This is a genomic window from Microcoleus sp. B7-D4 (assembly GCF_036705125.1).
Lineage (GTDB): Bacteria > Cyanobacteriota > Cyanobacteriia > Cyanobacteriales > Microcoleaceae > Microcoleus.
The window spans coordinates 13,131-35,540 of record NZ_JAUBTT010000065.1 but is presented as its reverse complement, the minus strand read 5'-3'; the positions used below and the strand labels follow the sequence as shown (position 1 = coordinate 35,540).

Genomic DNA, 22,410 nt, shown 5'->3' with positions numbered 1-22,410 from the left:
TGTTATTAAGGAGTATGTCATGAGTCAGTTCATTCGCAGCAAAACTTCAAAAAATTGTCTCAAATCGATGCTTGTACAACAAGATTGCTCCCTTGAGCAGTTTTGTCAGAAAACTGGCATCAGCTCCGAGCTTGTCCAGGAACTTTATGATGACGAACGATTGATTCCAAACACAGTGATACTGGAATCCATTTGCAAGGCATACCCAGTAGAACTTGGAAGTCTAGTCGTTTATGACCCTGAAACAGAGTCATTGAGCCAACTCCTGCCGGGACTCTTTGCTAATCCTGATGAGCCGATGCAGGTCACCATTTGCGGTTCCGGTAACTTGGGTCATGTCTTTGCAGGTTGGCTATCGGTTCGTCAAGATTTGCGGGTGAATGTTTTGGTTTCTACACCAGAGAAAGCCGCACAGTTACAGCAAGGGATAGCAATTAACAATGGTATTGTACTCAAACGGCGAGAAGGCGATGTGGTCGGGCATCCGCACTTAGTCACGGCAGATCCGGAAAAAGCCATTCCAGGTTCCCGTCTGGTGCTGCTGTGCCTGCCTTCCTTTGTAGAACCAGCCGTTTTGACCAAAATCATTCCGTTCCTAGATGAAGATACCTTTATTGGTTCCGTTCCCGCACCTGGAGGCTTCAACTGGACTGCTCAGTATTTACTGGATAAAACTGATAAAAAAGCAACCATTTTCGGCATGGGCGCAATTCCTTGGATGTGCAAAATTGCCAAGTATGGCGAAGAAGTGAAGGTATTAGGAACCAAAACTATCAATGGACAGGTAAGTGTTCCTGCCCATCGAGCACCTGAAGTATCAGAATTAATGGGCAACTTGCTCAAGATGCCTGTTTTGAACATCGAAAACTTCCTGCAAATTACCCTTAATCCTGGCAACCAGCTTTTGCATCCCGGAATCACATACAGTATGTTCCATAACTGGGATGGCACTCCACTCTCCGAACCGCCCCTATTCTATGAAGACATCACGCAAGATGCCACCGACATCCTTCAGCAAATGAGTGATGAACTGATGATGCTGCGTTTTGCCTTAGAGAAACGCATTCCCCATCTTCACCTGTCTGCCGTACTTCCTTTGGCTGTCTCGATTCAGGCGGGCTATGGAGCAGCAGTAATCGATCGGACCTCCCTTCGTTCTACTATCGCTACCAACCTCGCTTATGCCGGAATTCGCACTCCCATGACTCAGGTCGAAGATGGCTGGGTTCCCAATTATCAAAATCGGTTCTTCCTGGAAGATATTCCCTATGGCGTAGTTGTCCTTAAAGGGTTAGCTGAGTTAGCAGATGTTCCAACTCCCATGTTAGATCGTGTTCTGATATGGGCGCAGGAAAAGATGGGTTGCGAGTATTTGGTAGATGGGAAGTTTCAGGGGCAGCACATAGCAGAATCCGGTGCACCCCAACGCTTTGGCTTAAATAGCCTCGAAGACTTAATCCAAACTTTTTAGTGGGGTGAAAATTAGAAAATAAGGGAAATAAAAGCATGGTAAATTTTTTGCTGGTTTGGCTCGGTCAATTTGTTTCTGTGATTGGCTCTCGGTTGACAGGCTTTGCTCTAGGAGTTTGGACATACCAGCACACTCACTCAGTTACCCAGTTTGCCCTTATTTACCTGTTTACTTATTTACCCGGGACGCTGCTTTCACCGATTGCAGGGACATTGGTAGACTGCTATGATCGCCGTAAGGTGATGATTGCCAGCAATTGTGGATCTGGGCTTAGTAGCTTGGTCATGGCTTGGCTATTTTTTGCTGGACGATTAGAAACCTGGCAGATATACCTTGCTTTGGCAGTCGTTTCAACCTGCAATATTCTCTTATTTTCTGCTTACACAGCGGCAATCACACTGTTGGTTCCTAAGCAACATTTCAGTCGCGCTAGTGGCCTGGTGCAACTTGCTCAGGCAGCTTCACAGATTCTTGCCCCAATGCTAGCGGGTATGTTAGTAATAACTATCCAAGTTCAGGGTGTTTTATTAATTGATTGTATGACTTTCCTGTTTGCCCTTGCCACGCTTTTATACGTTCGATTTCCGAAACCAGAAGGTAGCAGTAAAAGTTCTGTAAGGAAGGAATCTCTATTCCAGGATATGGCAATTGGCTGGAAATACATTGCCACCCGTTCGGGCTTATTGGGATTGCTCCTATTTTTCACAATTCCCTACTTTACTCTAGGGACTTTAGAAACACTGTTTACACCAATGATATTGAGTTTTGCCTCTACTGCCCAACTAGGTCTTATATTATCCATTGGGGGTGTTGGCTGGCTAAGTGGAAGCCTTTGTATTAGTTTCTGGGGAGGTCCTAAACGCCGTATATATGGTGTATTCACTTTCGTAATATTGCAAGGGCTATTGTTATTTCTCGGTGCGTTAAAACCTTCAATCCCTATTGCAGCCACTGGGATCTTTGGCTATTTATTTGCCTATCCAATTCTATTAAGTTGTAGTCAAGCGATCTGGCAAAGTAAAGTGCCTCCTAACTTTCAGGGACGGGTTTTTGGTGTGCGCTACCTTATCGAACACTTGCCACCTCCAATTGCCTATCTTACAGTTGGTATTCTAGCAGATTATATTTTTGAGCCTCTGTTTGCTAGTGGAGGGCTTCTAACCAGCAGCGTTGGACAGATTATCGGTGTGGGCCCAGGTAGAGGCATTGCTCTGATGTTCATTTTGGTCGGAACAATCAATATTTTGGCAACAGTTGCAGCCTATCGATACCCACGGTTACGGCTGGTAGAAGATGAGCTACCAGACATGGTAGGACATTGATTTACACACAAATTACACAAAACTACGGGTTAGGAGCTATATCTAATCAAAAAACGGTACCTGCACTATTACCTGTAGAATCTCTGTCTAATACCATTTTTTTAAAGATGTGATATACAAAACTTCGGACAGTTTTTATAGGGCAATGGCTTATTTTCTAAGACTTTGAGCCACTGTGGATAATTAAATCAATGTCAGCTCCACCCCTGACTTACATTTAATTCGACTTTATTTATGATCCTTGCCCCGCGTAAGCTTGGAGTCTCGTTCCCAAAACTGTCCGGAGTATTGCTGATTTACAGGCTGAACTATTTATAAATCAAGCTAGGCGGGGATAGCAATATTTTCTCGCCTAGGACGTGGAAGCCTTGTGGCTCAACCGTCTTACAGGATAGAAGACAATAAGACAAAACTGTAAGACACAATTAGTTCCGTGCAGGTGATACCATTTCCATAAAGGGTTCCCACTTACAGATAGAATCTAGCATGGGTGGGCAAGTTTTGGGGGCGATCGGATTTCCGCTGAGGTAGAGCTCCTTTAGTTCAGGCAAAGATTCGAGCGGTTTGATGTCGCTGATGGAATTGTTTTCGAGGAAAAGCTGTGTCAGGTTAGTCAAGGATTTAAGCGGTTTGATGTCGTTGATTTGATTGTTGCCGAGGAAGAGCTGTCTCAGGTTAGTCAAAAATTGTAGCGGTTTTATGTCGCTGATAGAATTGTTGTCGAGCGATATCCCAGTCAGGTTAGTCAAAGATTCTAGCGGTTGAATGTCACTGATTTTATTGTTATTGAGGATGAGGACCGTCAGGTTAGTCAGGGATTGTAGTGGTTTGATGTCGCTGATAGAATTGTCGCCAAGGTGGAGCTGCTCCAGGTTAGTCAAGGATTGTAGCGGTTTGATGTCGCTGATAGAATTGTTGAAAGAGTCGAGTTTAGTCAGTTTAGTCAAGGATTCTAGCGGTTTGATGTCGTTAATTTGATTGTGGTTGAGGCGGAGGTCAGTCAGATTAATCAAGGATTGCAGCGGTTTGATATCGCTGATTTTATTGTTATTGAGGGCAAGCATCTCCAGGTTAATTAACGCTTCTAGCGGTTTGATGTCGCTGATTTGATTGTTGTCGAGGGTGAGTTCCGTGCGACTCGAAAGTCTCTGATTAGCCACGTCGCACTCAGTAGACCTCTTGCGAAAGTGCGCTAGTTCTAGGTAAAATAAAAGAAAAAATTAGCTTAATAATATGAATTACGAAGAATTACAAAAGTTAACCCCCAAAGACTTTAAACGCTACTGTGGAGTACATCAAGAGACATTCAAAGAGATGGTAAAAATAGTCAAAGCGGAAAAAATATTTCAAAAAAAATCAGGAAGACCAAGTAAATTGTGCGTAGAAGACCAAATCTTAATGACATTATCCTATTTGCGAGAATATCCTACTTTTTTTCATCTGGGAATTAAATGGGGTATTAATGAATCAAATGCTTATCGAATTGTAATTAGAACTGAGAAAGCTTTAATAAATTCAGGTTTATTTAACTTACCGGGCAAAAAAAATTTTTATCAAAGTCAAAATGAGATAGAAACTGTAGCGGTGGATGTGTCAGAGCATGAAATAGAGCGTCCCAAAAAAAAGCAAAAAAAATATTATAGTGGCAAGCAAAAATATCATACAATAAAATCGCAAGTTTTAGCCAACACAAAAAGTACCGAAATAATATGTACAGCTTTTAGTAACGGGAAAACGCATGATTTTAGTTTGTTTAAAAAAAGCAAGATGGGGATGAATAAAGAACTTGAACTTTTAGGTGATAAAGGTTATCAAGGAATCAAAAAGATTCATACTAATAGTAGAACCCCCATCAAAAAAACCAAGAATAAAGAACTGAGTCAAGCAGAAAAAGTTTTAAATCGCCAACTGGCAAAAGAAAGAATTATTATTGAAAATATACATCGAAGTTTAAATATATTTAGAATACTTTCATCCCGATATCGGAATCGAAGAAGGCGCTTCGGATTAAGATTTAATTTGATCGCTGGTATTTATAATTATGAACTTTCTTTAAAGACTAAATTAGAGATCGCCTGAGACTTTCGCAAGAGGTCTAGTAGTCCCTGCTACCTTCAACAGCGCCTCAACAGTATATTTAACTTCAGGACTCAAAGAAGCCTTTTGACGACACCAATCAGCAAATGTTCGTCCACTATCGCCCCGTTGTTCCTGCACGACCACTGGGGAAGGTTCATTTCCCCTGTTTTTCGGCTGACCCAGTACCCCTAACATGGAAGGTTTATTCATACATGATGCTAGAACGATCGTACTAAAAGTAATTAGTATCAACCCAACTATCCCTACCGAACCCTGTTTACGATACCAATTTTGTAAATTCATGTTTCATTTGCAATTATGAGTATCACAATCTTATATCTCTAAGTTTTTGAGGTGAGTGCTATGCCTAGGTCAGCATAGAAGCATATCCTGACCCAGGGTCTAAAAGTGCTAAGGCTAGGCGGGTATACACCAAACTAGACAGGCATCTTGGGGTTAGTTTAAGGCTGACTTTTGCTTTTCTTCCAAAGTTTGACCAACTGCCTGAAATTCTCATTTTCATCGTTGCTTAGCCTCGCTTTAACCGCTTCCTTAACTCCCAATTGATGCACTTGGTAATAGACATCATTGGCGGCTGCGGGGTTTTTGTCCGCGATTGCTTGGAGTATCCGCGCTTGCAGCTTCTGAACAAACTCGGATTCGGTGGTGGCAACTTGGTTGGTGGTGGATTTGTTGGAAGCTGCAACAGATTGGTAAGGATTCTGCATCCCCTATTCGCCCCGTATCCACTCCGTATCCACCCTGTTTAGCCCTGTGTTGCACTCCGTATCAGTGGGGAGATTGTGGGGGATAAGCGTCGAAAGTGAATTGGAATGAGTGGGTGATGTTTCCCCCTGGTCGCGAAACCTCCTTAAGGGCCATCCCCGAATGCGAGTTTGTCCCCTGACTTGTCCCGTCGGTTCAACTTCAAAAGTTTCTGGCGTAAACAGGCTCATCCCCAATACACTCAGCCGCCTGTGTCTGGCTCATCCGGTAACTGCCATCTGGCAGCATAAACCCATCGACTGTAAGGGAACCTATCTGTACCGAGGCTCGAACGGCTCTAACTGATTCGGTCATATTTTTTCCCGTGTTTGACCTTTACTCGAACGCTTGCTGGTTGTTGTCGCGGGCTTCCTATGTTGTGCCAACGCCGTGGTTTTGCTAAGCCTGAGCTTTGTTCACAAACCGCTGTGGAGTTTTAACCATTCGTTACATGATATTATCGTGTAAATCCAAACGATTCTTTCTCCCTAGTTTACCATAAGATATAAGGTGAGCTAGGGACAATTATGTTGGTAATAAAAAGACGTTCTATCGATAAATTTGTAAAACCTGTGAAAGCACGCGAGTTTTGTAGGCTGTGGTTCAATGCCGATGCCCAGATGGAAGCTACTAGGGGCTATAGAGCGGAATGCGTTCGCTTGTTGAGCCGCATCCTAGCCGTGCAAACAGAGACTATTTCGAGTAAATGGGGAAGCGGCATTGATTTCGAGAAAATGCCCGAACAGTACGAACGAACCCTCGCTTATGCCAATTCTCTCCGCTCTATCCTGGACGCAGCGGGCAACAATCCCGAACTCTCCACCATCATTGCCGAGCGCCTCAAACAATCCCATTAGTAATTCACCGGAAAGTAATACCAGATAATATACGGTAAACTCCTTGACCGACCCTAACGCAGGTTTTAGTGTGGGAATGACGCCCTGGTGCAGTGGTGCAAACACTTTACCCAGGACTTCTCCCATTCGCTGATAACACCAGCTACCAAGGAGCAGCCTTATGTTCGCAGATTACGGGCAGCCATCGCAACCCGCCCGACCAAGCTTTGTAGAAATACCCAATCCCCGCGTCACCACCACAATGGGACGCATGGAAGTGACCGACGTTCGCCCTGAAACCGTCACCGGTCGCCTACTCGATGACCAAGATAATTTGATACAGGAAGACGGGCAGCCAGTTTACATCTGCGTTCGGAAACATGAGATTGTGTGTTCCACCGAACGAGCCGACGTGATGAGTTGGTGGGAACTGAGGGAACAAGCGATTGCGGGACACACAACGCCCCGAAAATATTCCCTCGAATCCTTAATCAACAGATTGGATGGACTCAACTTGGATGAACTCTACGCTTTGCGAACCTTTGTTTGTTTGGAGAGCGACCCGTTTCAAGCGTATTCGGGTAGCGTCAACAACGACTTATCCCACTTGCAGGCGTGGTTCCCGACAGTGCGAGTTCTTGAGCGTGTCGAACAAAACCAACTAGCAAGCGCGTTGTGTTGGCGAATATCAAGCGAATCCAACGCACCGACAGCACCTACACCGGGTGATGGGAGGGACGATCGATGAAAGCACTCAAAAGCCATCAATTCAAGTGGAGCGTTACCGTCACCCGCAAGTACAATCCACCCCGCCAGATTATAGTTTTCGGGCGATCGTCAGAAGAAGCGCTACTGGGTGCTGTTTCCTCTGCCCGCGAAGTCTGGGGAATCTGGGATGCTAAATCCTTCGGTGTCCCGGTGAGACAATGATTTTTTTTTAATTCTTGGTTAGCTACTTCGGGTCAACTCTGCAAATAGCTAACCAAACAATCATAGTTTCGGGCTAAGTAGCTAACAATCCGCTAACCAGAGAATGCCAACACCTAAAAAGCCTGTAGATGTAGCAGTTTTTAACAGTCGGTGGGGCAAGTGGAAGCACTTCAGTTACTTTCGAGCCGAGGTAAGGCTAATTCTGGGTAGAGGGGGAAAACCGATGCCCGAAGCGACTTTCAAAACCCGACTCGCGCTTTTGGAAGCAGAATGCCCGGAGTTTCAAAGACCGCCTTACCGGCGCACGTTTTCTCCATTTCATTTGAACTGTTTGCTAACCCTAGAAACCTGGATACAAGAAGCCCACCACTGCATTGCAACTGTTCGACAGCGACTCCAAGAAGAAGGATTACCCACCCATGAATATGAATGCGAACACCGAATCGATAATTGACCGCCGTGACATCAAAACCAAATGGGGACTCAACAAAGTTTCTGATGTAACCAACGCTCGGAAAGCTTTAGGACACCCAGATTGGCAAAACTCTAAGTTCAACTCTGACGATGCTGCTGAACTCGACCTTTACTTCGAGTTGGTACTGAATCAGCGAATTGCACCTTCTTTGGCACTCGAACAAGTAGTGGGAACTCGGAACGGACGCGGTGAATATTGCAATGACATCGACTCAGAAGCGATCGCCAACGGGGAAAACCGGGATACTGAGGAAGAGAAAAGCGGAGCGATACAAGCCATTGAGGGAATGACCCACGAAGCATCCTTGGGGATGGCCGATGTAGCTGGAGCAGTGAGCGACCAAATCTTAGATGCTTTTAAGATTTCTCTTACCGCCAATTTGACCAATGGATTGACCGAGATGGCATCTCAGATTCGAGGTAATTTTGGCGTCCTGAGCGATGCCGTGAAAGCAGCTCCTTTGGACTTGAGGGATGCCAATCTACCCGTCCCAAAGCCTTTGTTACCAATCAAGCCAGCACCGCAGCGGAGGATATTACCAGGACTCTGGTAGACGCACACAAAGAGCTAGGGGAAGCCCTAGCTTTCCAACAGGCTAAGCGTGAAAAAGTATTGCTGAATGTAATCTTTTTCCTGAGCCTACAACAGGGGAGGCAACCTAAAAACCCTGGCATTATATTGCCTCCCAATCACAATTATGCTGAAGAAACAATCGCATTAATGAGGTTCCTATGATTGAGAGCTTTGGATTCGTTGAAATGTACTTGATGGTTCCCTTAACGCTTTGGAGAACTATCAAGTCTAAGTTTGCAGCAATTAGCGAAGTGGCGGTGCTTGTGGGAGGTTGTGCCTAAAATGTTTGACAGCTCGATCGATTGCTCCATCATTCAACCTACTTGCAGCGAGTGAGGAAAATTAATGAATCCATACTCCAATGAAAATACCGAGCGCTCCGAAGCGACTGAATCGGCACCCATCACCGAAACTGGGGCCGTACCGATTCCTGAAACAACCATCAGTCACAACTTGTCCGTTGCTAATCCTCAACCCGAAGTTAGCCCGGATTTGACAGCATCCTTAATTCACTTGTTGGCTGCGGTTGATAAAAATTTACAAACTATTGAGGTACGAAATGCTGAATAAAATTCTTAAGTTTCTGGCCGTAAAAGTTGCCTGTAGAATCCCAAACGTGAGATTCTTACCCTTCGCCAATCAAGCAGCAGCCAAACCTCAAATTGTTGAAGAGCTACCAGCAGAAGAAGGCTTGGTTTACGAATACAAGGAATGGGACATAATAATATACAAAGAAGGTAACTTGTGGAAATGGTTCGTGCGAGCGGGTTGTATCATTTTCATAGAAAGTTGTGCCAGCACAAAAGAAGAAGCAATAGTTAGCGCCGAGGCATGGGTAGATAGGTATCCAGAGGATTAAGGTGTAGAAAATAATGAACGCACCAGAACAAATCGAAACCCAAAAATTACTGCCTCCAGCGACTCTTACCGAAGAAGACGAGTTCTATGCCGAATGCAACGCCAGTGGAATCAACCTGGTAGATCGGGTGAACGGCAAGCCAGTTTATGTTTATCCCTACTGGATAGATAGACCCAATTGCAATTGGCACAGTCCTCCAGAACCGGAAGATGAAGATTACTCAATGCACTATGAGGATGAAGATGAGGATGAAGACGAGGATGGAAATGAGGATACTGACGAGCGAGATAAAGCTAACAGAACTGGTTTTATTGAGAGACTAAAGAGATTGTGGCAATGATACAAACATCAAACTTAAGTTTTTGGAGGAGGAAACAACCCATGCCCCTTAACCGCAGCCAAACCACTGAAAATATCCTTCACACACTAGCTTTTGTAAAGTCGAAACTAGCAACACGGCGAGTACCAAAAGCACCAGCGGCCCTACCGCCTGATAGACAAGTGCCACTGCCATTACCGCTACCCAAACTAGGGGACACCACCAAACTAATTCTGATGTTTCTTGTTGCTTCAATTACAACGGCTTTGATTCTACCCAGGGTAATTGGTGGCATCAAAGTATCGACTGCTCGACCTGCCATCACAATGAATTTACCCAACAACAAAACAGTTAACCGAATATTTTGGGTGTTGGTGAGTGCAGCAGTAATCGCAGCGATTACCGAGAAAGATTGGCGCAAGTAGGAGAAAGTGATGGTATGCGATTGGCTATGAAATATCGAGGAGAAAATGATGAGCGCAATTGTTAAATACACAGGCGGTGGAGCCATAGCACCAGCCCTAGTCGGCAAAGTCAAAGCATTTGATAGCGCACCTGAAATGTTGACTACTTTTCAGGGATACTACGGGTTCGACCCATCAGCTTTTGCCGGGATGTCCGAGGAAGAATTGGGGGCATTTGTAGATTCGGTTGAAGAAATCAAGTTTCTGATTGACAACCTCGACAAGTTAGAAAAACACGTCAACGACTATATTGATGGCATTGTCAAATACAACGAGTTTGTAGCCCGATGCGTCAAAGCCGGCGCTAAGGGCATGGAGAAAATAGATCGCGCTACGCTCGACGTGTTCTTGGCGTGGAAAGGTTGGCAGGCTAATACCAAAAAGCTAGCCAAAGATTCGGATGTCGGTATCAGACTTCTCGACCAAGAAGTTATCGACTACGGCGATTTAGCGGAATACGACCTTGAGATTTCTCTTCAGATTGTGGCTAACAGATTAGTCCGTCAAAAAGAAGCGCTATCCCAAAAACCTGACAAAGAAGCAGCAAACTATGCGGAGCGACAAGCAGCTCAAGAGGCAAAAAGCGAAGAGAGAAATAGGATAAAAGACTTGTTCGCTTACGGTACTCGCGGGAAATACGGTTTGCCATCATCGAGTAGCAAACAATTAAGTCCTGCCACTAACGCGACCAATAACGCAACCAATAACGCGACCAATAAAAGCGGTTGGCTGAGAAATTGGGGCGGTAAAGCCTTTGACTTTTTCTCAGGAAAGTAGCCATGCAGTTACCACCATTTCTCATCCCCAAACCTCAAAATCCCCCTGTCTCTTCACCTTCACAACAACCACAACTCCCCGACCTAGAAGAATCAGACCAATTGAGGTTTCTCAAGAACCTAAACAGCTTCTGCGGTCAAGGATTTTGGTTTGCGGTTGGCCTATCCATTGCTCACGTTTCGAGGGTTCTCAGCGCTCCTGTAATGCTCGTCGCAGTGATTTTAGTAGCTGGGTTTCTGTTTGTAGTAAAACCAAAAAACCCAACCTCTTATTTACTATCAATGAGGCGGATTAGTGGGTTGGTGGTGATTGTCGGAACTATTGCTGCATTTTGGGATGTAGCATGGCTGCTAGCCAATATGCCTTTAAGTGTAGGCTTTGGCTTAATCCCAGTGTGGCAGCTTGTCGTGATTGTTGGTGTATCGGTGGCCTTGCTTTTGTTGGTTACACTGTGGCGGAGGTGACTAAATGAAAAGCGCCATTGCTTCTTTGATTGTGGGCATCGGATGTAGCGGATTTAGCTTGTTCGGGTACTTTGACAAACACCTTAGTTACTGCAATGGAGCTACAAATCCCTGTACGCCTGTTGTGGTAACGGGTTCCCAGTATCCCAAGAATGCTAAGTTTGTGAAGCTGCATCAAGGCTGGGGGCTGCTGCGTACTACATCCGGCGTAATTGCTGCAATCAGCTTTGGTGCAGCCTATTTTGCATCCAGTGCAGCATCGGTAAAGCAGAGGAAGATAGATGAATCGATCGCTGTTGAGGAAGCACGGCAGAAGCAATTAGAGGCAACTACCAGCGACATTTTGGATGAGGAAGAAATCCAGAAAACAGCGATTGCCGCTGACTTGAGAGTGAAAGATTTCAAGCGCGAACTCTACGACGGCTACAACACGCTTTATTTGGAGAAGAATCCCGAACTGTTGGATGCTCTAACCACCCCCACTCCCAAATCTTTACCCGTTCCAATGGAATCAAAGTCCGAGGAAGTTGAAAAGGCGGAACTTCCATCAAAGACAACATCCGCACCAAATAACAATCAATTATTGGGTGTAGAACTGCCAGTAACTCCCTCCAACGGAGTGAAGTTCTTTGATTGGCAGCAGTTCAGGGAGACTCCCGACAACTTTTCTCACATCCGTGCTGTAGGTGCCACAAATAGCGGAAAAACGACATTGGTGGATTGGTTGATGGATGTCATTCCCTCAGATAGAAAGTGGGTCTGCACCATCAAAAGAAAACCTCACCAGTGGCAGTTTATCGAGGTAATCGGAGTCCCAGAAGATTACGATGCTATTCGACATTCGATGCTATCCATTCGGGCTGAAAGAATTCGGCGTACCGAACAGATGGCAAAAGGCATTGACTTTCCTAGCTGGAGCATAGCCTTTGATGAGTGGAAGGCTCAAACTCGAAATATTAAAGCCATTATCGACCGCAAAACTAAACAGATAATCTCACCGTCAGCTAGGGATTTACAGGGAGAAAACCTTACCCTGGGTCGGGAACTAAAAATGCGGATATTTGCCCTAGCTCAGGGCAGACAAATAATGACCTGGGGATTGCAAGGGGAGAGCGATTTGTTAGAATGTTTCTGCTCTATTTTCTTGGGTAAGTTTGCTGTAGAAGAATGTGAAAGTTATCGCAACAAATTCCCCAAGGATTCCGAGCAATATGCCAAGTACCAGCAAGTACGGGATTACTTGGAATCGCTGGGAAATAGAGCAGCATGGATTAGCTGCGAGTTAGGCGAATTTCCCGCTGTTGTACCCGACTTGAGCAAATGGAAACGAGAACTTCCTAAGCACTCATCAACTACAGAAAATCTCGTAAATAGTGAAACCGCTCAAGCAACTGAGTTGGCTCCGAATCAGGAAATTGAGGATACCCAAGAACTGTGGGAACTAGCCAAGAAGCGGCTCCTAGAATCCTGGCAAACTGATGAAATTACTGCACGGGAGGATACTACTACTTCACTCCCTGATGAAGCGGACAAAGTAGCGGAGGAAGCTAGTGAAGTGTTGCAGGATAAGGATTTCAGCACTGCTTCACTACTTCCTGAACTAGAGCGCTCGAAAGCGTTGGCAAGGGTGATGGCGCTACTGAGCAATCGGGGAAGCAGTGAAGTAGAGCGAATTAGTGAAGCGATCGCCCTTATTCCCACTCAGCCAGACAAAGCACTTTGGTTGAGTTTAAAAATTCTCAAGTTAGGAGTCACCGCAACCAGTAGAGATGTGTTTGGCTGTGGTACGGGAGGTAAAGCATTCCAGAAAGCTAAAGATTGGTACGGTTTACTTGAATCAACATTTGGAAAAATTGTGGATTAGCTATGGAATTCCCTGGGCAAAAACCAGACCGCAAAGACCAGCTTATCGAAACCTATCGCCTAGCCGGTTCAGCCTACGCAGACCCTGCTAATTGGAGCGATGGAACGCTGCTACGGACACCTGAAGCCGAGAAGGTGAAAAGGCGGTGGAGATGTGCAGATTTGGCACAAATAGCTTTACAACAAACCGAGAATAGTCCAGCTAAAAAGTTAACTAATGAGGATTAATAATGAAGATTACAGGCAAGAATGGAAAACCCCTCTACGGTGCAGCCAGAGAAGCGGTTCTCAGGAAACAAAGCCAAACCAATTGGCACAATGAAGAAGAAGCAGCGATACTCTTTCAGTCCCTTGACGAACGCATAGCTAGAATGGAAAGTCGGCAAAGACAAGCTCCCCTAACTCTTGTTGCAGCGTTAATCATTGGATGTGCTTTTGGAAGCATCATTAAACCAAACTTAGCAGCCATTGCAGTGGGTGGATGCGCTGCGGGATTAGTAGTTTCGATTACTAGACAGTGACAGCCAATCGAGATAATTAATGTGTCATTTAGTTGTGCAGCGGATGACTCATCTCCCAGGGAACTGGGGGTTTTCTAGTTTTCTGATACTACCCATTGTAGCTGATTCTCAACAGCTAATCTTACAGTTTAAGCTTGCAACACACAAGAATCAATCGAGCAGCCAATATGGAGCTAACCAAGTACAGTTGGTGGGGCAATCCCAACGAGCCACCAGAACATCTCAAAACTAAAAAGCAGTTGGGTGAATTGGGTTTATCACCTCTGAAACCACTTGGAGTTATCGAAACTCAAAAATACGACGTGTTCCTCTACGACCCCAGCAATCCTGAATGCTGCCGACCCAAGAGAAAGCCATCTCCCAAACAATTGGAAACCCTGGCTGCCAACCGTCTCAAAGCTAAAATCAAGCGGGATTACCGGGAATGGTATCGAGAAGTAGGTTTCATAGAAAAAGATAGAGTGAGTGCTGTTCTTTGGGCAAGAGAACAATTAAGCCAGAACGATTTGGTGATTCTGGATACTGAAACTACGGGATTGTACGATGCTGAGATTGTGGAAATAGCAATTATCGATCGTCTCGGTGAAATGTTGCTGGATACCTTCATCAAACCCTCAATTTCAATTCCCGCAGAAGCAACGGAAATTCACGGCATTAGCGATGCAATGGTAGCCGATGCTCCGACTTTCCCTGAAGTCTATCCCCGTATTGATGCAGCTCTGAAAGATAAACGAGTATTAATCTACAATTCTGCTTTTGATATCAAGATTTTAAATTACTGTTGTCGGCTTCACAGTTTGCCCATTTTGAAGTTGGCAAAGCGCTCTGATTGCCTGATGGAATGGGCGGCACAGTGGAGGGGATATTGGAGCTACTATTACGAAGATTATAAGTATTTCCCCCTGCCTGGTGGAGGACACCGAGCGTTAGGAGATTGCATAGCAGCCCTCCAATTAATTAAGAAGATGGCGGCGGATTCGGATCAGATCAATCGCCCCGTCCCCATTCTTCAGAAAAACTCATGATATCCCAATCCACCGCATCATCAGGGAACAGCGACAACTGCCCTGGCGATACGTTAGACTGACCCCGATTATGATACGAAAGATGACACGCGGTACACAGGGCGATTAAGTTCTCTGGGCGGTTGTCCTCTGGTATCCGATTGCGATGGTGCACCGCCAAAGTCAAAGCGCATCGTTCAGATTTGGTTAAGCCACTTTGTTTGCCAGATCGGAGTTTACCGGGTCGCAGGCATTGTTGATGGCACTTAGCACAACGCCACCCCGCACTTTCTTTCACCGAGAATGCGATGGATTGCCAATTGTCGGGATACCTCTTTGGTTTAGGCATAGCTTGTTTCTCTGCAAATAGGGCGATCGCTTTTCCTGTCACCGGCTCTATCCAGTTCACTGAGCTGCGAATCCCCGAAAAACACCGCTGCAATAAATTTCCAAGTTTGCTTCAATCCATTGAGCGGTTTCGAGATATCCCAAAGCTACGGCTTGAAGTCGCACCATACCTGCGTTGAACATATTGGTTGTGTTTGCCTCTCGAACTGCATTAATGCCTTGGAGAATGTGTTCTGGCACTTTGATAGGTTCTTCTGATTCCAGTGAAGTAGGCAACTTACCCAACAAACCGAGATATTCCTTGACCCGCAGCTCGAAGTTAGCCTCGGCTTCAGCTAAATCGGTGAAGTAGCGACCGTAATAAAATCCACCATCCTGGGCATTGAAAAAGTGCGTTACCCATTCTTCATCCTTGCGCCATTCTCTGAGAGTAATGTAACCAGGGGCTTGAGAGCCATCACCGGAGATGGGATGCGATTTTAATATGGAGTGACTTTGAGCGTTCATAAACAATTTGTGTGGTGAATTAGGAGAATTTGTAGTCGATCGACTTGAGCAACTTGAAAACTACTGTCGCACGGGAGTAGGGTGCATCGGTATTCTTTCATCGAATTAGCTAAGCACGAGGTTTGAGAAATTGTAAAAGTTCATCTCCATGTTGTCCAATTGGGTTATAACCTATTGGCAGCCAAAAGTAATCAGAACCCCAATAATCGCCGTCAAAATCTTTGAGCCACCAATCATCATCTACACCGCCCAAACAAATCTTTTCTACGTTGAAGTAAAGCTTAATCCGTTGAAATTTCTCAGCCATTGGTTGAACCATCAATTAAAAAGCTGGGGGATACTCAAAAGCAGGTTGCCAGTTACTATTAATTAGCCTACCCGTTTTTGCTGCATTGTAGTTGCCCATCAAAAAAGAGCGGCGCTTGGGTTCTGAATTACCCGTCTGCTGTATCAGCGTTTCGCGTAACGGGTGGTGGCTGCCAATCAAAAACTCATTGCGGGCGTTGAGCCTTTCTAGAAACCTAAATTGGGGGAGTTGGTCGAACTTACCACCCACCCCGCGATTGCAGCTAACGCAAGCTAGCACGAGATTCCAGATGCCGTCAATGGGATGAGCGATGCCGTAGTTGATGAGAACGCGGGGGAAAAAGTGGGAGGATGTTCATTCAGCAGGCTGCCAGTTTGTATGATAATGCAAATTAAGGAAAAATATTATACTTAATAAATAGCATGAATGGCAAGACAATTGATTACTACTGTCGTAAGTTCTCTCCTCTCTCAAAAGTAACAAACCCAACGGGCTTAAATGTGAGTCGGTCTGCGGGGGTAGCTCCCAATAAACCAGTTTTGCTGTTGGCGGTAATCGAACTAATCCATCGCGGTGATATCCAGCACAATCAAATTTATCTGTTGCCTGAGTTAATTGCAGCATTTCTGAAGCTATGGAGCGACTTGGAGATTAACAGGAAAGCCGATATTGGTTTGCCATTTTTTCACTTAAAATACGATGGATTTTGGCACTTTAAGGCAAAACCGGGTTATGAGTTTGTCGAATCGAGCCAAAACAAAGTAAAAGTGAGGAGTCTTAGCGCGATACGGCAAACAGTAGATTATGCTTACTTAGATGCTGAATTATGGAAGCTCCTGCAACATCCCGAAACCAGGAATCAGTTGTTGCTGACCCTGATCGATGCTTGGTTCTCTGACAAAACCGCACAAATCGAGTGTTCGCTGCAATTCAATGCTTTCGGTGACTTGCAAAATCAATTATTTTCGACTGGCGGGCGCGTTTATCAGCCAGACGAGATTGCAGGCGTTGGCGAACAAGAATCAATTGTTAGAGATGCTGCATTTCGGAGAACCATCATTTCGATCTACGAACACCGCTGCGCGTTTTGCGGGTTGCAGGTGTTCAATAATTTGGAGAATGTCGTAGATGGAGCGCACATCAAGCCGTTCGGTAAGTTTTACGACGATCGCATCAATAACGGACTGAGCTTGTGTAAAAACCATCACTGGGCTTTTGACCGATTCTGGTTTACCCTCAACGACGACTGCACTATCGTAGTTTCCGATACTTTGAGAGAAGATTCTCCGCACGCTCGTCCCATCAAAGATTTTAACGGCGATCGCATCCTGCTACCGGTGCGAGAACAGTATCGTCCCAGGCCTGATGCTTTGCAATGGCATCGCCAAAGTTTTTTCGAGCGACAAGTTTGAACGGTTAGCATTCGAGGAGAGAGGGTCGCAGTGAGTGGATAAAGGCATCCTTGTCGGAGGTAATGTGAAAGCAGTTGACGGAAGAGAAAATCGCTTACATCTGACATACAAAGACTTGACACTTGTTCGTAAACGAACTATATTAACTGGCAGGTGAACTCCAAGGCGATCGCAGGAGGGCGAGTATGCTCAAAGGCAAAGAATACATGACCGGGCGGCAGCAAGTCCTTGTTGAAGAATTTGAGGCTGAAATTGAATCGGAGTACGCGCTTTGTATAGCCCAGCTCCAAAAAGCCCAGCAAGCGATTGAATGGGCGACGGCAGGCTTAACCGAACAACAGCAAAACTTAGCTAATTCCGAAATTGATGCGCTCCGCAAGTATTGGCACGATCGGTTAGAAGCTCTCATCAATCTTGTATCCTGGAGAGCGCCACAATTGCTCCAACAATTAAACGAAAAATATCTTCAGGATATTCATTGACGCACCTTTGTGCAACGGCAATCTATTCATCACCTAAACCAATAACCCGGAGCCTAGCATTATGTATCATGAATTACTCGAAAGATTGGCGCTTATACTAGCCCAAACAGAGGGATGGGAGATTGAAGATATTCATGGAGGCAATCCGAGAATGAAAGTGTATCGAAAGATGGCGGCAGCCTGCTTGGGTGAAACAGACAATTATCTCGAAGAACAAGGGATTGAATTCGCAGATTTAGAAGTTAATGCAAGGTATCAGATGCCGCAGGTACTAAATCAGGAGGAAGGCTAAACATGAATCAACCCAATCAATACGATGCCGTACTCGGTGGTTGCAGCCCTGGGCCACCCCTAGGAAGCGCGGTTATGGGAACAACCAATAGATACTCAGAACCGGAACACCGCCAATTTTGCTTGGACATGGCAGCAGCTCAGTTGCCAGTCACCCATTATGACGGTCGGTTCTATTGGTCGGGCCCATCTGTGATAGTTGGCGACCTCCAAGATGTTCTCGGCGCAACTAAAGTCAAGTGCATTTGGGATGAGGTGGGTTCTCGGTTTGTGGTGTATCCCAGAGCCTACAGCAGCGAGGCGATCGCTCTCATGCGAACTTTAGATGAGGCAGACATTCTCAGCGTTTACTTTTTCGTGCAGGCAAGAAGGCAACCATACAAAAGACTGGCAGAGAATTGCTTGAAAACTATCCATTCAGAATTCGGTTTAAAGGTGGAAATTTTAAAACTTATTACAACGGAGGGTGTTTCATAACTAAATGCGTTCATTAATTCAGCCATTGACTCAAGGTTTAGATGCCTTGCAGGTAGAATCCTTGCAACCAAAATGAGGAAAAAAATTAATGAAAATGACAGTAACTTGGGATACCTCCAAAGAACTGCCCGTGCCAACAGATGACGAACTAGAGTTAGTCGCAGGGTTAGCAATACAAGAAATGTACTCGCGCTTTGGAGAAAAAGGGGGGAGATTTCTTAGAGAAGGAGGTTACATATTTTGTGCTTGGCAGATTGGTTATAAAATAACCGAAGACCAGTTTCCATTATTTCGGAAACTCTGCGAAGACAAGTGGAAGCTAATAATCCAGTACCTAGAAACCGAGTATCGAGTCCGCTAGTCGGTTATTTACTCGTAACACAATCAAGCTTTAAGTAGGCGCTATCTAAATGTTCGTAGCTCAATCCATCAGACAACCCGACCAGTTTTACTACGCCCATACTCTCTCTAGTGCTAGGCGCTGGAAAACGCGCAGGGGTGCTGACAATGCCGTTGCTCAATATCCCAACAGTTACATAGTAATCGCAGAAGCGGAAATAGGTTCACTCCTACACGAATCCCAGTTTCTGATAGCTCGCATCCAAGTAGAAAAAGCAGCAGAAGAGGCTTACCGCAACCACAGTTCCGAGGCTTTCTCACCCGAATACCCTGACACTCATTTTGAAGAATTGGCGGTGCGGGCGTGGGAGCGCTATCAGCAGCAGCGGTTGCAGGAGGTCACAATTTGAGTTTGTACGCCATCAGGTTCAAAAAGGATACTCAAGTGCGCTATGCCAGAGAAACGCAGGGAAACCCTGAGTACAACGCCATTGATTCGGCTACTTTGGAAGGAGCGAAAACTTGGAAAACGGAACGGGGTGCTAAAAAGTATCTCGCATCTCATGTTTTGGTGGGGCGGCAGGGTGAAAAAATCCAACGCCGCTGGACTGAGATCGAAGTTGTGGAAATCTCCCCGCAGCAACAATGGCATACCAACAATCCAAGCGTTATCAAAGAAGCCAAAGCTAAGTACGATAGCAAGCGCCCCGTGTTCTCCTTTCGCCCTAAACCAGAGATTTTAGAATGGTTAGAACGGGAGCGATGTGAGGATGAAAGTGATGCCGATTTGCTCAACCGCAAGCTGGGAAAGTTGATGAATCTGGAACAACAATCAGGAGGAGATTGTGGACTTTGAAACAATTAAGGCAACATTACTGTCAGAAATCGAACAATTAGAGGAATCGTTGCAGATAATTGCGCGTCGGGTCAAAGAAGGCAAGGTAATAGGTTCGCACACGAATGTGGATGCTTCCAAAGTTAACAATTTGATTGGTAAATATCAATTGTTTATGGCCATTTCTTCCAACACAACCAACTCACACACCCAACAAACCGATGAACAATCCAACTGAAACTACTGAATTAGAGCAATTCAAAGGATACTTGCAAGATTTAGTTGCTGTCATGAAAAAAGTACCAGGCAGAACAGATTGGAAGTACCGGGGTTTTGAGGAATTGGTCTTAGAGTGCGGAAGGGTGATGGAACCCAAACCGCTACCTAAAAACATCAAACAAGGTCAGCCGAGCTTCTGCTACGCCAATTGCCAGCGCTTAGTCTTAAAAAACCGCAGCCTTACTTACGTCGAAGGCTACGCAATGGCTGCCGGCGTGTCTATCCCGCTGCACCATGCTTGGTTGCTCGATGCCAATGGATACGTCATCGACCCCACTTGGGAAACTCCCGGCTGCTGTTATTTGGGGATTCCCTTGGCGACATCGTGGGTAAAATCAGTTTGGAATTCTCGAAAGCAGAAGGGACGGTCTGATGAACTGAGCATTTTGCAGGGGAATCATCTCGAAGATTTTTCGATTTTTAAACAAGGATTTCCGGCAGAGGCTCTTGCTTAACGTTCCATTACTTAAAGACCGTTGCCAATTAAGTTAAATTATCCATTCATCAAAGAGGAAATGAAGCAATGACTAATTACATCAACACTATGGAGCTGGACGAGCTAACTCACGATTTTTTATCCAGTTTTCCTTCTGGCACGCACATGAGTTGGACGGAGTGGCAGAAAGAAGCAGAAGCCTACGGGTTGAATGAGAATGAGATTGCTGAATTACAGCAGTACCTTGAGGTAAACAAACAGCTCACATCCCCTATGAGATTCGCGGGTCGGCAGTGGTGGCTGACAAAACTGGAGATTGAACACGTCGAACTAATCAAGCAGTATTTTCCTAGCAATTGGGAAGATGAAGTTTTAGATAGGATGCAACGAGGCGATTTGGGGTACTTAAACAAAGATTGGCGGTTAGAAGAAAGGAAGCAAACTAAGCGCTCAGTTAAACAGTAGCAGACGCAGTATAAAAGATGGTTGAAGGGGGTGGATTCAATGAATGTCGCAAAAGCTAAAGAATTTGCAATTGCCCAACACGGCACTCAAAAATACGGCGATCGTCCCTACTCCTACCATCTAGCTCAAGTATCTCAATTGCTGAGCGAATTTGGTTATGCAGGCGATGAAGCTATTGCAGCAGCAGGATGGCTCCACGATACGCTAGAAGATACGCCAACAACTTATGAGATGCTGGTGTCCGAATTCGGGAAAGAAACGACCGATATTGTGTGGGCTGTAACCACTGAGCCGGGGGGAAATAGAGTCGATCGCTTTCGCAAGACTGCCTTAAAAATCCAGTCCAACAAAAAAGCTTTGATTGTTAAATTGGCTGATAGAATCGCTAACACCGAAGCTAGCCTCCAAAGCAATCCCAAACTCTACAAGATGTATCTCCAAGAGTTCCCCTTATTCAAAGAACTACTGTACAATCCCCAGTATGTCGAGCTATTTCCCTTGTGGAATCGATTGGAAAGCTCGAATAAGTAAACTCAATAGAACAGGAATTTTACCGTGACTAATCTAACTCAAACTATCTCAGGAGAGCAGATAAAGCGCTACTTAGAAAGTGTAGTTGCAGCAATGGAACCAGTGCCCGCCAGAGCTAATTGGATGTATCAACGCTATGAAGAATTAGTCTTAGACTGCGGCTTCATTATGGAACCCCAGGCGCTACCCGAAACGATCGAATGTGGCGCACCGAAGTTTGGTTATTGGAATTGCCAGCAGTTAGCGTTTGCTTCGGACAGCCTCACCTACGTTGAAGGATACGCCATTCATGCCGATGTTGGATTTCCAATTAGCCATGCTTGGTTGCTCACACCCGATGGATATGCCATCGACCCGACTTGGGATTCTGTAGGTTGCTATTTTGGAGTTCCGCTCTCTACAACATGGGTAGAGTCTGTTTTAGCAGCCCGCACTCGCATGGATAACCTCAGCATATTTGATGGCAATTACATAGAGAAATTCTCGCTGCTCAAAGATGGATTGCCCATTGATGCTTTTGCTAACTTATTGCGGTGAACTAAACTAAACGCTGCGAGTTATCTATCGCTTGTACCGTTCCTTTGATGGTTCCACAGCAATTGTACGAGCAGTTGCAAGTGTTCGAGTTCGGGCTCGAAGCCGCAAGCCTCTTCCCAAGCCTCGGTCAAAGCTGCCCATCCTTCGGGAGTGTCGGGTTTTTGGCGCATTAGGGCGATGAAGTTGGTGGCGGTGCGCGCTTTTGCCGGGTCAATCCCCGACCTCACCAGTTGCATTTCAAACGCGGGATGGCTGCTGTGGGCTAGGATATCGGCGTAGTCCGTATCTAGTAAATCCAGCGGTTCGATGGGCGAATCAGTCATTTAATCAATTAGTGACAACTGTTGATTATCAATCATTTTCAACTCTTCTTTGATGGTTCCACAGCAGTTGCAGCTCGAATGGGGGATAGCTCCTGTGGGCGTGGATGTCGGTTTTAAAT

Annotated in this window: 39 protein-coding genes; 30 read left to right on the top strand and 9 right to left on the bottom strand. The window is 45.4% G+C overall.

Translation table 11 applies throughout. From position 1 onward, the window contains the following. Nucleotides 1–19 precede the first annotated feature (19 nt). Both QUB12_RS24405 and QUB12_RS24400 read left to right on the top strand, forming a co-directional pair. Nucleotides 20–1,471 (top strand): NAD/NADP octopine/nopaline dehydrogenase family protein, encoded by a 1,452-nt coding sequence (locus tag QUB12_RS24405; RefSeq protein WP_333308780.1) that lies wholly within the window; start codon nucleotides 20–22, stop codon nucleotides 1,469–1,471. Nucleotides 1,472–1,506: 35 nt separating this feature from the next. Beyond that, on the top strand, nucleotides 1,507–2,793 hold the full coding sequence (locus tag QUB12_RS24400; RefSeq protein ID WP_333308778.1) for an MFS transporter: 1,287 nt from the start codon (nucleotides 1,507–1,509) through the stop codon (nucleotides 2,791–2,793). 425 nt (nucleotides 2,794–3,218) lie between these two features. Here QUB12_RS24400 and QUB12_RS24395 read toward each other — a convergent pair whose 3' ends face one another. Continuing rightward, nucleotides 3,219–3,953: a leucine-rich repeat domain-containing protein gene (locus tag QUB12_RS24395; protein WP_333308777.1), complete on the bottom strand. Its 735-nt coding sequence runs from the start codon at nucleotides 3,951–3,953 to the stop codon at nucleotides 3,219–3,221. A 73-nt stretch (nucleotides 3,954–4,026) separates the two neighbouring features. Between QUB12_RS24395 and QUB12_RS24390 the strand changes: the two genes are divergently transcribed. Then, nucleotides 4,027–4,872, top strand: coding sequence for an IS5 family transposase (locus QUB12_RS24390; protein WP_333308775.1), 846 nt, complete (start codon nucleotides 4,027–4,029; stop codon nucleotides 4,870–4,872). Here QUB12_RS24390 and QUB12_RS24385 read toward each other — a convergent pair. The 3 genes from QUB12_RS24385 to QUB12_RS24375 form a co-directional block, all read right to left on the bottom strand. Beyond that, nucleotides 4,858–5,175, bottom strand: coding sequence for a hypothetical protein (locus QUB12_RS24385; RefSeq protein ID WP_333308774.1), 318 nt, complete (start codon nucleotides 5,173–5,175; stop codon nucleotides 4,858–4,860). The two genes, QUB12_RS24390 and QUB12_RS24385, sit on opposite strands and share 15 nt — an antisense overlap. Before the next feature lie 158 nt (nucleotides 5,176–5,333). Continuing rightward, entirely contained in the window at nucleotides 5,334–5,600 is a 267-nt protein-coding gene (locus QUB12_RS24380) for a hypothetical protein (protein WP_333308772.1), read from the bottom strand. A 199-nt stretch (nucleotides 5,601–5,799) separates the two neighbouring features. Beyond that, nucleotides 5,800–5,952: a hypothetical protein gene (locus QUB12_RS24375; RefSeq protein ID WP_333308771.1), complete on the bottom strand. Its 153-nt coding sequence runs from the start codon at nucleotides 5,950–5,952 to the stop codon at nucleotides 5,800–5,802. A gap of 257 nt (nucleotides 5,953–6,209) precedes the next feature. Here QUB12_RS24375 and QUB12_RS24370 point away from each other — a divergent pair, with 257 nt between their 5' ends. From QUB12_RS24370 to QUB12_RS24300, 15 genes are all read left to right on the top strand, one after another. Then, on the top strand, nucleotides 6,210–6,494 hold the full coding sequence (locus tag QUB12_RS24370; RefSeq protein WP_333207412.1) for a hypothetical protein: 285 nt from the start codon (nucleotides 6,210–6,212) through the stop codon (nucleotides 6,492–6,494). A 160-nt stretch (nucleotides 6,495–6,654) separates the two neighbouring features. Beyond that, nucleotides 6,655–7,221: a hypothetical protein gene (locus tag QUB12_RS24365; protein ID WP_333308769.1), complete on the top strand. Its 567-nt coding sequence runs from the start codon at nucleotides 6,655–6,657 to the stop codon at nucleotides 7,219–7,221. Further along, a complete protein-coding gene (locus tag QUB12_RS24360) occupies nucleotides 7,218–7,403 on the top strand; it encodes a hypothetical protein (RefSeq protein WP_333308767.1) in 186 nt (61 codons plus the stop codon). The genes QUB12_RS24365 and QUB12_RS24360 overlap by 4 nt, the downstream gene beginning before the upstream one ends. 103 nt (nucleotides 7,404–7,506) lie before the next feature. Next, the gene (locus QUB12_RS24355; RefSeq protein WP_333308765.1) at nucleotides 7,507–7,857 is read left to right on the top strand and encodes a hypothetical protein; all 351 of its coding nucleotides are present in this window, start codon (nucleotides 7,507–7,509) and stop codon (nucleotides 7,855–7,857) included. Continuing rightward, nucleotides 7,829–8,431, top strand: a complete 603-nt coding sequence (locus QUB12_RS24350) for a hypothetical protein (RefSeq protein WP_333308763.1) — start codon at nucleotides 7,829–7,831, stop codon at nucleotides 8,429–8,431. Before QUB12_RS24355 ends, QUB12_RS24350 begins: the two co-directional genes overlap by 29 nt. 365 nt (nucleotides 8,432–8,796) lie before the next feature. Beyond that, on the top strand, nucleotides 8,797–9,021 hold the full coding sequence (locus QUB12_RS24345; RefSeq protein ID WP_333308761.1) for a hypothetical protein: 225 nt from the start codon (nucleotides 8,797–8,799) through the stop codon (nucleotides 9,019–9,021). Then, the gene (locus QUB12_RS24340) at nucleotides 9,011–9,310 is read left to right on the top strand and encodes a hypothetical protein (protein WP_333308759.1); all 300 of its coding nucleotides are present in this window, start codon (nucleotides 9,011–9,013) and stop codon (nucleotides 9,308–9,310) included. The genes QUB12_RS24345 and QUB12_RS24340 overlap by 11 nt, the downstream gene beginning before the upstream one ends. Before the next feature lie 13 nt (nucleotides 9,311–9,323). Continuing rightward, nucleotides 9,324–9,650, top strand: a complete 327-nt coding sequence (locus QUB12_RS24335) for a hypothetical protein (protein ID WP_333308756.1) — start codon at nucleotides 9,324–9,326, stop codon at nucleotides 9,648–9,650. A gap of 41 nt (nucleotides 9,651–9,691) precedes the next feature. After that, nucleotides 9,692–10,054, top strand: a complete 363-nt coding sequence (locus QUB12_RS24330) for a hypothetical protein (protein WP_333308755.1) — start codon at nucleotides 9,692–9,694, stop codon at nucleotides 10,052–10,054. Nucleotides 10,055–10,099: 45 nt separating this feature from the next. Beyond that, nucleotides 10,100–10,870: a hypothetical protein gene (locus QUB12_RS24325; protein ID WP_333308753.1), complete on the top strand. Its 771-nt coding sequence runs from the start codon at nucleotides 10,100–10,102 to the stop codon at nucleotides 10,868–10,870. Nucleotides 10,871–10,872: 2 nt separating this feature from the next. Next, a complete protein-coding gene (locus QUB12_RS24320) occupies nucleotides 10,873–11,334 on the top strand; it encodes a hypothetical protein (RefSeq protein WP_333308752.1) in 462 nt (153 codons plus the stop codon). A 4-nt stretch (nucleotides 11,335–11,338) separates the two neighbouring features. After that, entirely contained in the window at nucleotides 11,339–13,198 is a 1,860-nt protein-coding gene (locus QUB12_RS24315) for a hypothetical protein (protein ID WP_333308750.1), read from the top strand. Nucleotides 13,199–13,200: 2 nt separating this feature from the next. Beyond that, nucleotides 13,201–13,425 (top strand): hypothetical protein, encoded by a 225-nt coding sequence (locus QUB12_RS24310; RefSeq protein ID WP_333308748.1) that lies wholly within the window; start codon nucleotides 13,201–13,203, stop codon nucleotides 13,423–13,425. Between the two features lie 2 nt (nucleotides 13,426–13,427). Further along, a complete protein-coding gene (locus QUB12_RS24305) occupies nucleotides 13,428–13,718 on the top strand; it encodes a hypothetical protein (protein ID WP_333308746.1) in 291 nt (96 codons plus the stop codon). A 167-nt stretch (nucleotides 13,719–13,885) separates the two neighbouring features. Beyond that, complete coding sequence (locus QUB12_RS24300) at nucleotides 13,886–14,743, top strand: 3'-5' exonuclease (protein ID WP_333308745.1); 858 nt, start codon at nucleotides 13,886–13,888, stop codon at nucleotides 14,741–14,743. Here the strand turns inward: QUB12_RS24300 and QUB12_RS24295 are convergent. The 4 genes from QUB12_RS24295 to QUB12_RS24280 all read right to left on the bottom strand — a co-directional run bounded on the left by QUB12_RS24295 (nucleotide 14,706) and on the right by QUB12_RS24280 (nucleotide 16,163). Continuing rightward, nucleotides 14,706–15,131: an HNH endonuclease gene (locus tag QUB12_RS24295; protein ID WP_333308743.1), complete on the bottom strand. Its 426-nt coding sequence runs from the start codon at nucleotides 15,129–15,131 to the stop codon at nucleotides 14,706–14,708. The genes QUB12_RS24300 and QUB12_RS24295 overlap by 38 nt on opposite strands. Then, a complete protein-coding gene (locus QUB12_RS24290; protein WP_333308741.1) occupies nucleotides 15,128–15,577 on the bottom strand; it encodes a DUF5049 domain-containing protein in 450 nt (149 codons plus the stop codon). Before QUB12_RS24290 ends, QUB12_RS24295 begins: the two co-directional genes overlap by 4 nt. Nucleotides 15,578–15,686: 109 nt before the next feature. Beyond that, nucleotides 15,687–15,896 carry a hypothetical protein gene (locus QUB12_RS24285; protein ID WP_333308739.1) on the bottom strand — a complete coding sequence of 70 codons (210 nt, stop codon included), beginning with the start codon at nucleotides 15,894–15,896 and terminating at the stop codon, nucleotides 15,687–15,689. 3 nt (nucleotides 15,897–15,899) lie between these two features. Beyond that, on the bottom strand, nucleotides 15,900–16,163 hold the full coding sequence (locus QUB12_RS24280) for a hypothetical protein (protein WP_333308737.1): 264 nt from the start codon (nucleotides 16,161–16,163) through the stop codon (nucleotides 15,900–15,902). Nucleotides 16,164–16,306: 143 nt separating this feature from the next. Here QUB12_RS24280 and QUB12_RS24275 point away from each other — a divergent pair, with 143 nt between their 5' ends. The 12 genes from QUB12_RS24275 to QUB12_RS24220 all read left to right on the top strand — a co-directional run bounded on the left by QUB12_RS24275 (nucleotide 16,307) and on the right by QUB12_RS24220 (nucleotide 21,968). Next, the gene (locus tag QUB12_RS24275; RefSeq protein WP_333308736.1) at nucleotides 16,307–17,296 is read left to right on the top strand and encodes an HNH endonuclease; all 990 of its coding nucleotides are present in this window, start codon (nucleotides 16,307–16,309) and stop codon (nucleotides 17,294–17,296) included. A 185-nt stretch (nucleotides 17,297–17,481) separates the two neighbouring features. Further along, a complete protein-coding gene (locus QUB12_RS24270; RefSeq protein ID WP_333308734.1) occupies nucleotides 17,482–17,778 on the top strand; it encodes a hypothetical protein in 297 nt (98 codons plus the stop codon). Nucleotides 17,779–17,839: 61 nt separating this feature from the next. Next, the gene (locus QUB12_RS24265) at nucleotides 17,840–18,070 is read left to right on the top strand and encodes a hypothetical protein (RefSeq protein ID WP_333308732.1); all 231 of its coding nucleotides are present in this window, start codon (nucleotides 17,840–17,842) and stop codon (nucleotides 18,068–18,070) included. A 2-nt stretch (nucleotides 18,071–18,072) separates the two neighbouring features. Further along, nucleotides 18,073–18,546: a hypothetical protein gene (locus QUB12_RS24260; protein ID WP_333308730.1), complete on the top strand. Its 474-nt coding sequence runs from the start codon at nucleotides 18,073–18,075 to the stop codon at nucleotides 18,544–18,546. Nucleotides 18,547–18,640: 94 nt separating this feature from the next. Beyond that, nucleotides 18,641–18,907 (top strand): hypothetical protein, encoded by a 267-nt coding sequence (locus tag QUB12_RS24255; RefSeq protein ID WP_333308728.1) that lies wholly within the window; start codon nucleotides 18,641–18,643, stop codon nucleotides 18,905–18,907. A 49-nt stretch (nucleotides 18,908–18,956) separates the two neighbouring features. After that, nucleotides 18,957–19,295: a hypothetical protein gene (locus tag QUB12_RS24250; protein WP_333308726.1), complete on the top strand. Its 339-nt coding sequence runs from the start codon at nucleotides 18,957–18,959 to the stop codon at nucleotides 19,293–19,295. Next, nucleotides 19,250–19,741 carry a hypothetical protein gene (locus tag QUB12_RS24245; protein ID WP_333308724.1) on the top strand — a complete coding sequence of 164 codons (492 nt, stop codon included), beginning with the start codon at nucleotides 19,250–19,252 and terminating at the stop codon, nucleotides 19,739–19,741. The genes QUB12_RS24250 and QUB12_RS24245 overlap by 46 nt, the downstream gene beginning before the upstream one ends. After that, nucleotides 19,731–19,958 carry a hypothetical protein gene (locus QUB12_RS24240; protein WP_333308722.1) on the top strand — a complete coding sequence of 76 codons (228 nt, stop codon included), beginning with the start codon at nucleotides 19,731–19,733 and terminating at the stop codon, nucleotides 19,956–19,958. The genes QUB12_RS24245 and QUB12_RS24240 overlap by 11 nt, the downstream gene beginning before the upstream one ends. Further along, nucleotides 19,942–20,454: a hypothetical protein gene (locus QUB12_RS24235; protein WP_333308720.1), complete on the top strand. Its 513-nt coding sequence runs from the start codon at nucleotides 19,942–19,944 to the stop codon at nucleotides 20,452–20,454. The genes QUB12_RS24240 and QUB12_RS24235 overlap by 17 nt, the downstream gene beginning before the upstream one ends. Before the next feature lie 68 nt (nucleotides 20,455–20,522). Continuing rightward, a complete protein-coding gene (locus QUB12_RS24230; RefSeq protein WP_333308718.1) occupies nucleotides 20,523–20,900 on the top strand; it encodes a hypothetical protein in 378 nt (125 codons plus the stop codon). A 39-nt stretch (nucleotides 20,901–20,939) separates the two neighbouring features. Continuing rightward, nucleotides 20,940–21,431, top strand: a complete 492-nt coding sequence (locus QUB12_RS24225; protein WP_333308716.1) for an HD domain-containing protein — start codon at nucleotides 20,940–20,942, stop codon at nucleotides 21,429–21,431. Between the two features lie 24 nt (nucleotides 21,432–21,455). Further along, complete coding sequence (locus QUB12_RS24220; RefSeq protein WP_333308715.1) at nucleotides 21,456–21,968, top strand: hypothetical protein; 513 nt, start codon at nucleotides 21,456–21,458, stop codon at nucleotides 21,966–21,968. 20 nt (nucleotides 21,969–21,988) lie between these two features. Here QUB12_RS24220 and QUB12_RS24215 read toward each other — a convergent pair whose 3' ends face one another. Next, entirely contained in the window at nucleotides 21,989–22,291 is a 303-nt protein-coding gene (locus tag QUB12_RS24215) for a hypothetical protein (RefSeq protein WP_333308713.1), read from the bottom strand. Nucleotides 22,292–22,410: the final 119 nt, after the last annotated feature.

Excerpts from the sequence above, each read along its gene's own strand:
- QUB12_RS24360 (WP_333308767.1), top strand. The coding sequence starts at position 7,218 with ATGAAAGCACTCAAAAGCCATCAATTCAAGTGGAGCGTTACCGTCACC.
- QUB12_RS24270 (WP_333308734.1), top strand. The coding sequence starts at position 17,482 with ATGCTCAAAGGCAAAGAATACATGACCGGGCGGCAGCAAGTCCTTGTT.
- QUB12_RS24235 (WP_333308720.1), top strand. The coding sequence starts at position 19,942 with ATGAACAATCCAACTGAAACTACTGAATTAGAGCAATTCAAAGGATAC.
- QUB12_RS24275 (WP_333308736.1), top strand. The coding sequence starts at position 16,307 with ATGAATGGCAAGACAATTGATTACTACTGTCGTAAGTTCTCTCCTCTC.
- QUB12_RS24365 (WP_333308769.1), top strand. The coding sequence starts at position 6,655 with ATGTTCGCAGATTACGGGCAGCCATCGCAACCCGCCCGACCAAGCTTT.
- QUB12_RS24215 (WP_333308713.1), bottom strand. The coding sequence starts at position 22,291 with ATGACTGATTCGCCCATCGAACCGCTGGATTTACTAGATACGGACTAC.
- QUB12_RS24285 (WP_333308739.1), bottom strand. The coding sequence starts at position 15,896 with ATGGTTCAACCAATGGCTGAGAAATTTCAACGGATTAAGCTTTACTTC.
- QUB12_RS24315 (WP_333308750.1), top strand. The coding sequence starts at position 11,339 with ATGAAAAGCGCCATTGCTTCTTTGATTGTGGGCATCGGATGTAGCGGA.
- QUB12_RS24305 (WP_333308746.1), top strand. The coding sequence starts at position 13,428 with ATGAAGATTACAGGCAAGAATGGAAAACCCCTCTACGGTGCAGCCAGA.
- QUB12_RS24290 (WP_333308741.1), bottom strand. The coding sequence starts at position 15,577 with ATGAACGCTCAAAGTCACTCCATATTAAAATCGCATCCCATCTCCGGT.
- QUB12_RS24380 (WP_333308772.1), bottom strand. The coding sequence starts at position 5,600 with ATGCAGAATCCTTACCAATCTGTTGCAGCTTCCAACAAATCCACCACC.
- QUB12_RS24230 (WP_333308718.1), top strand. The coding sequence starts at position 20,523 with ATGACTAATTACATCAACACTATGGAGCTGGACGAGCTAACTCACGAT.
- QUB12_RS24335 (WP_333308756.1), top strand. The coding sequence starts at position 9,324 with ATGAACGCACCAGAACAAATCGAAACCCAAAAATTACTGCCTCCAGCG.
- QUB12_RS24265 (WP_333308732.1), top strand. The coding sequence starts at position 17,840 with ATGTATCATGAATTACTCGAAAGATTGGCGCTTATACTAGCCCAAACA.
- QUB12_RS24250 (WP_333308726.1), top strand. The coding sequence starts at position 18,957 with ATGTTCGTAGCTCAATCCATCAGACAACCCGACCAGTTTTACTACGCC.
- QUB12_RS24330 (WP_333308755.1), top strand. The coding sequence starts at position 9,692 with ATGCCCCTTAACCGCAGCCAAACCACTGAAAATATCCTTCACACACTA.
- QUB12_RS24310 (WP_333308748.1), top strand. The coding sequence starts at position 13,201 with ATGGAATTCCCTGGGCAAAAACCAGACCGCAAAGACCAGCTTATCGAA.
- QUB12_RS24355 (WP_333308765.1), top strand. The coding sequence starts at position 7,507 with ATGCCAACACCTAAAAAGCCTGTAGATGTAGCAGTTTTTAACAGTCGG.
- QUB12_RS24255 (WP_333308728.1), top strand. The coding sequence starts at position 18,641 with ATGACAGTAACTTGGGATACCTCCAAAGAACTGCCCGTGCCAACAGAT.
- QUB12_RS24225 (WP_333308716.1), top strand. The coding sequence starts at position 20,940 with ATGAATGTCGCAAAAGCTAAAGAATTTGCAATTGCCCAACACGGCACT.
- QUB12_RS24260 (WP_333308730.1), top strand. The coding sequence starts at position 18,073 with ATGAATCAACCCAATCAATACGATGCCGTACTCGGTGGTTGCAGCCCT.
- QUB12_RS24385 (WP_333308774.1), bottom strand. The coding sequence starts at position 5,175 with ATGAATTTACAAAATTGGTATCGTAAACAGGGTTCGGTAGGGATAGTT.
- QUB12_RS24300 (WP_333308745.1), top strand. The coding sequence starts at position 13,886 with ATGGAGCTAACCAAGTACAGTTGGTGGGGCAATCCCAACGAGCCACCA.
- QUB12_RS24345 (WP_333308761.1), top strand. The coding sequence starts at position 8,797 with ATGAATCCATACTCCAATGAAAATACCGAGCGCTCCGAAGCGACTGAA.
- QUB12_RS24325 (WP_333308753.1), top strand. The coding sequence starts at position 10,100 with ATGATGAGCGCAATTGTTAAATACACAGGCGGTGGAGCCATAGCACCA.
- QUB12_RS24400 (WP_333308778.1), top strand. The coding sequence starts at position 1,507 with ATGGTAAATTTTTTGCTGGTTTGGCTCGGTCAATTTGTTTCTGTGATT.
- QUB12_RS24405 (WP_333308780.1), top strand. The coding sequence starts at position 20 with ATGAGTCAGTTCATTCGCAGCAAAACTTCAAAAAATTGTCTCAAATCG.
- QUB12_RS24390 (WP_333308775.1), top strand. The coding sequence starts at position 4,027 with ATGAATTACGAAGAATTACAAAAGTTAACCCCCAAAGACTTTAAACGC.
- QUB12_RS24350 (WP_333308763.1), top strand. The coding sequence starts at position 7,829 with ATGAATGCGAACACCGAATCGATAATTGACCGCCGTGACATCAAAACC.
- QUB12_RS24375 (WP_333308771.1), bottom strand. The coding sequence starts at position 5,952 with ATGACCGAATCAGTTAGAGCCGTTCGAGCCTCGGTACAGATAGGTTCC.
- QUB12_RS24340 (WP_333308759.1), top strand. The coding sequence starts at position 9,011 with ATGCTGAATAAAATTCTTAAGTTTCTGGCCGTAAAAGTTGCCTGTAGA.
- QUB12_RS24320 (WP_333308752.1), top strand. The coding sequence starts at position 10,873 with ATGCAGTTACCACCATTTCTCATCCCCAAACCTCAAAATCCCCCTGTC.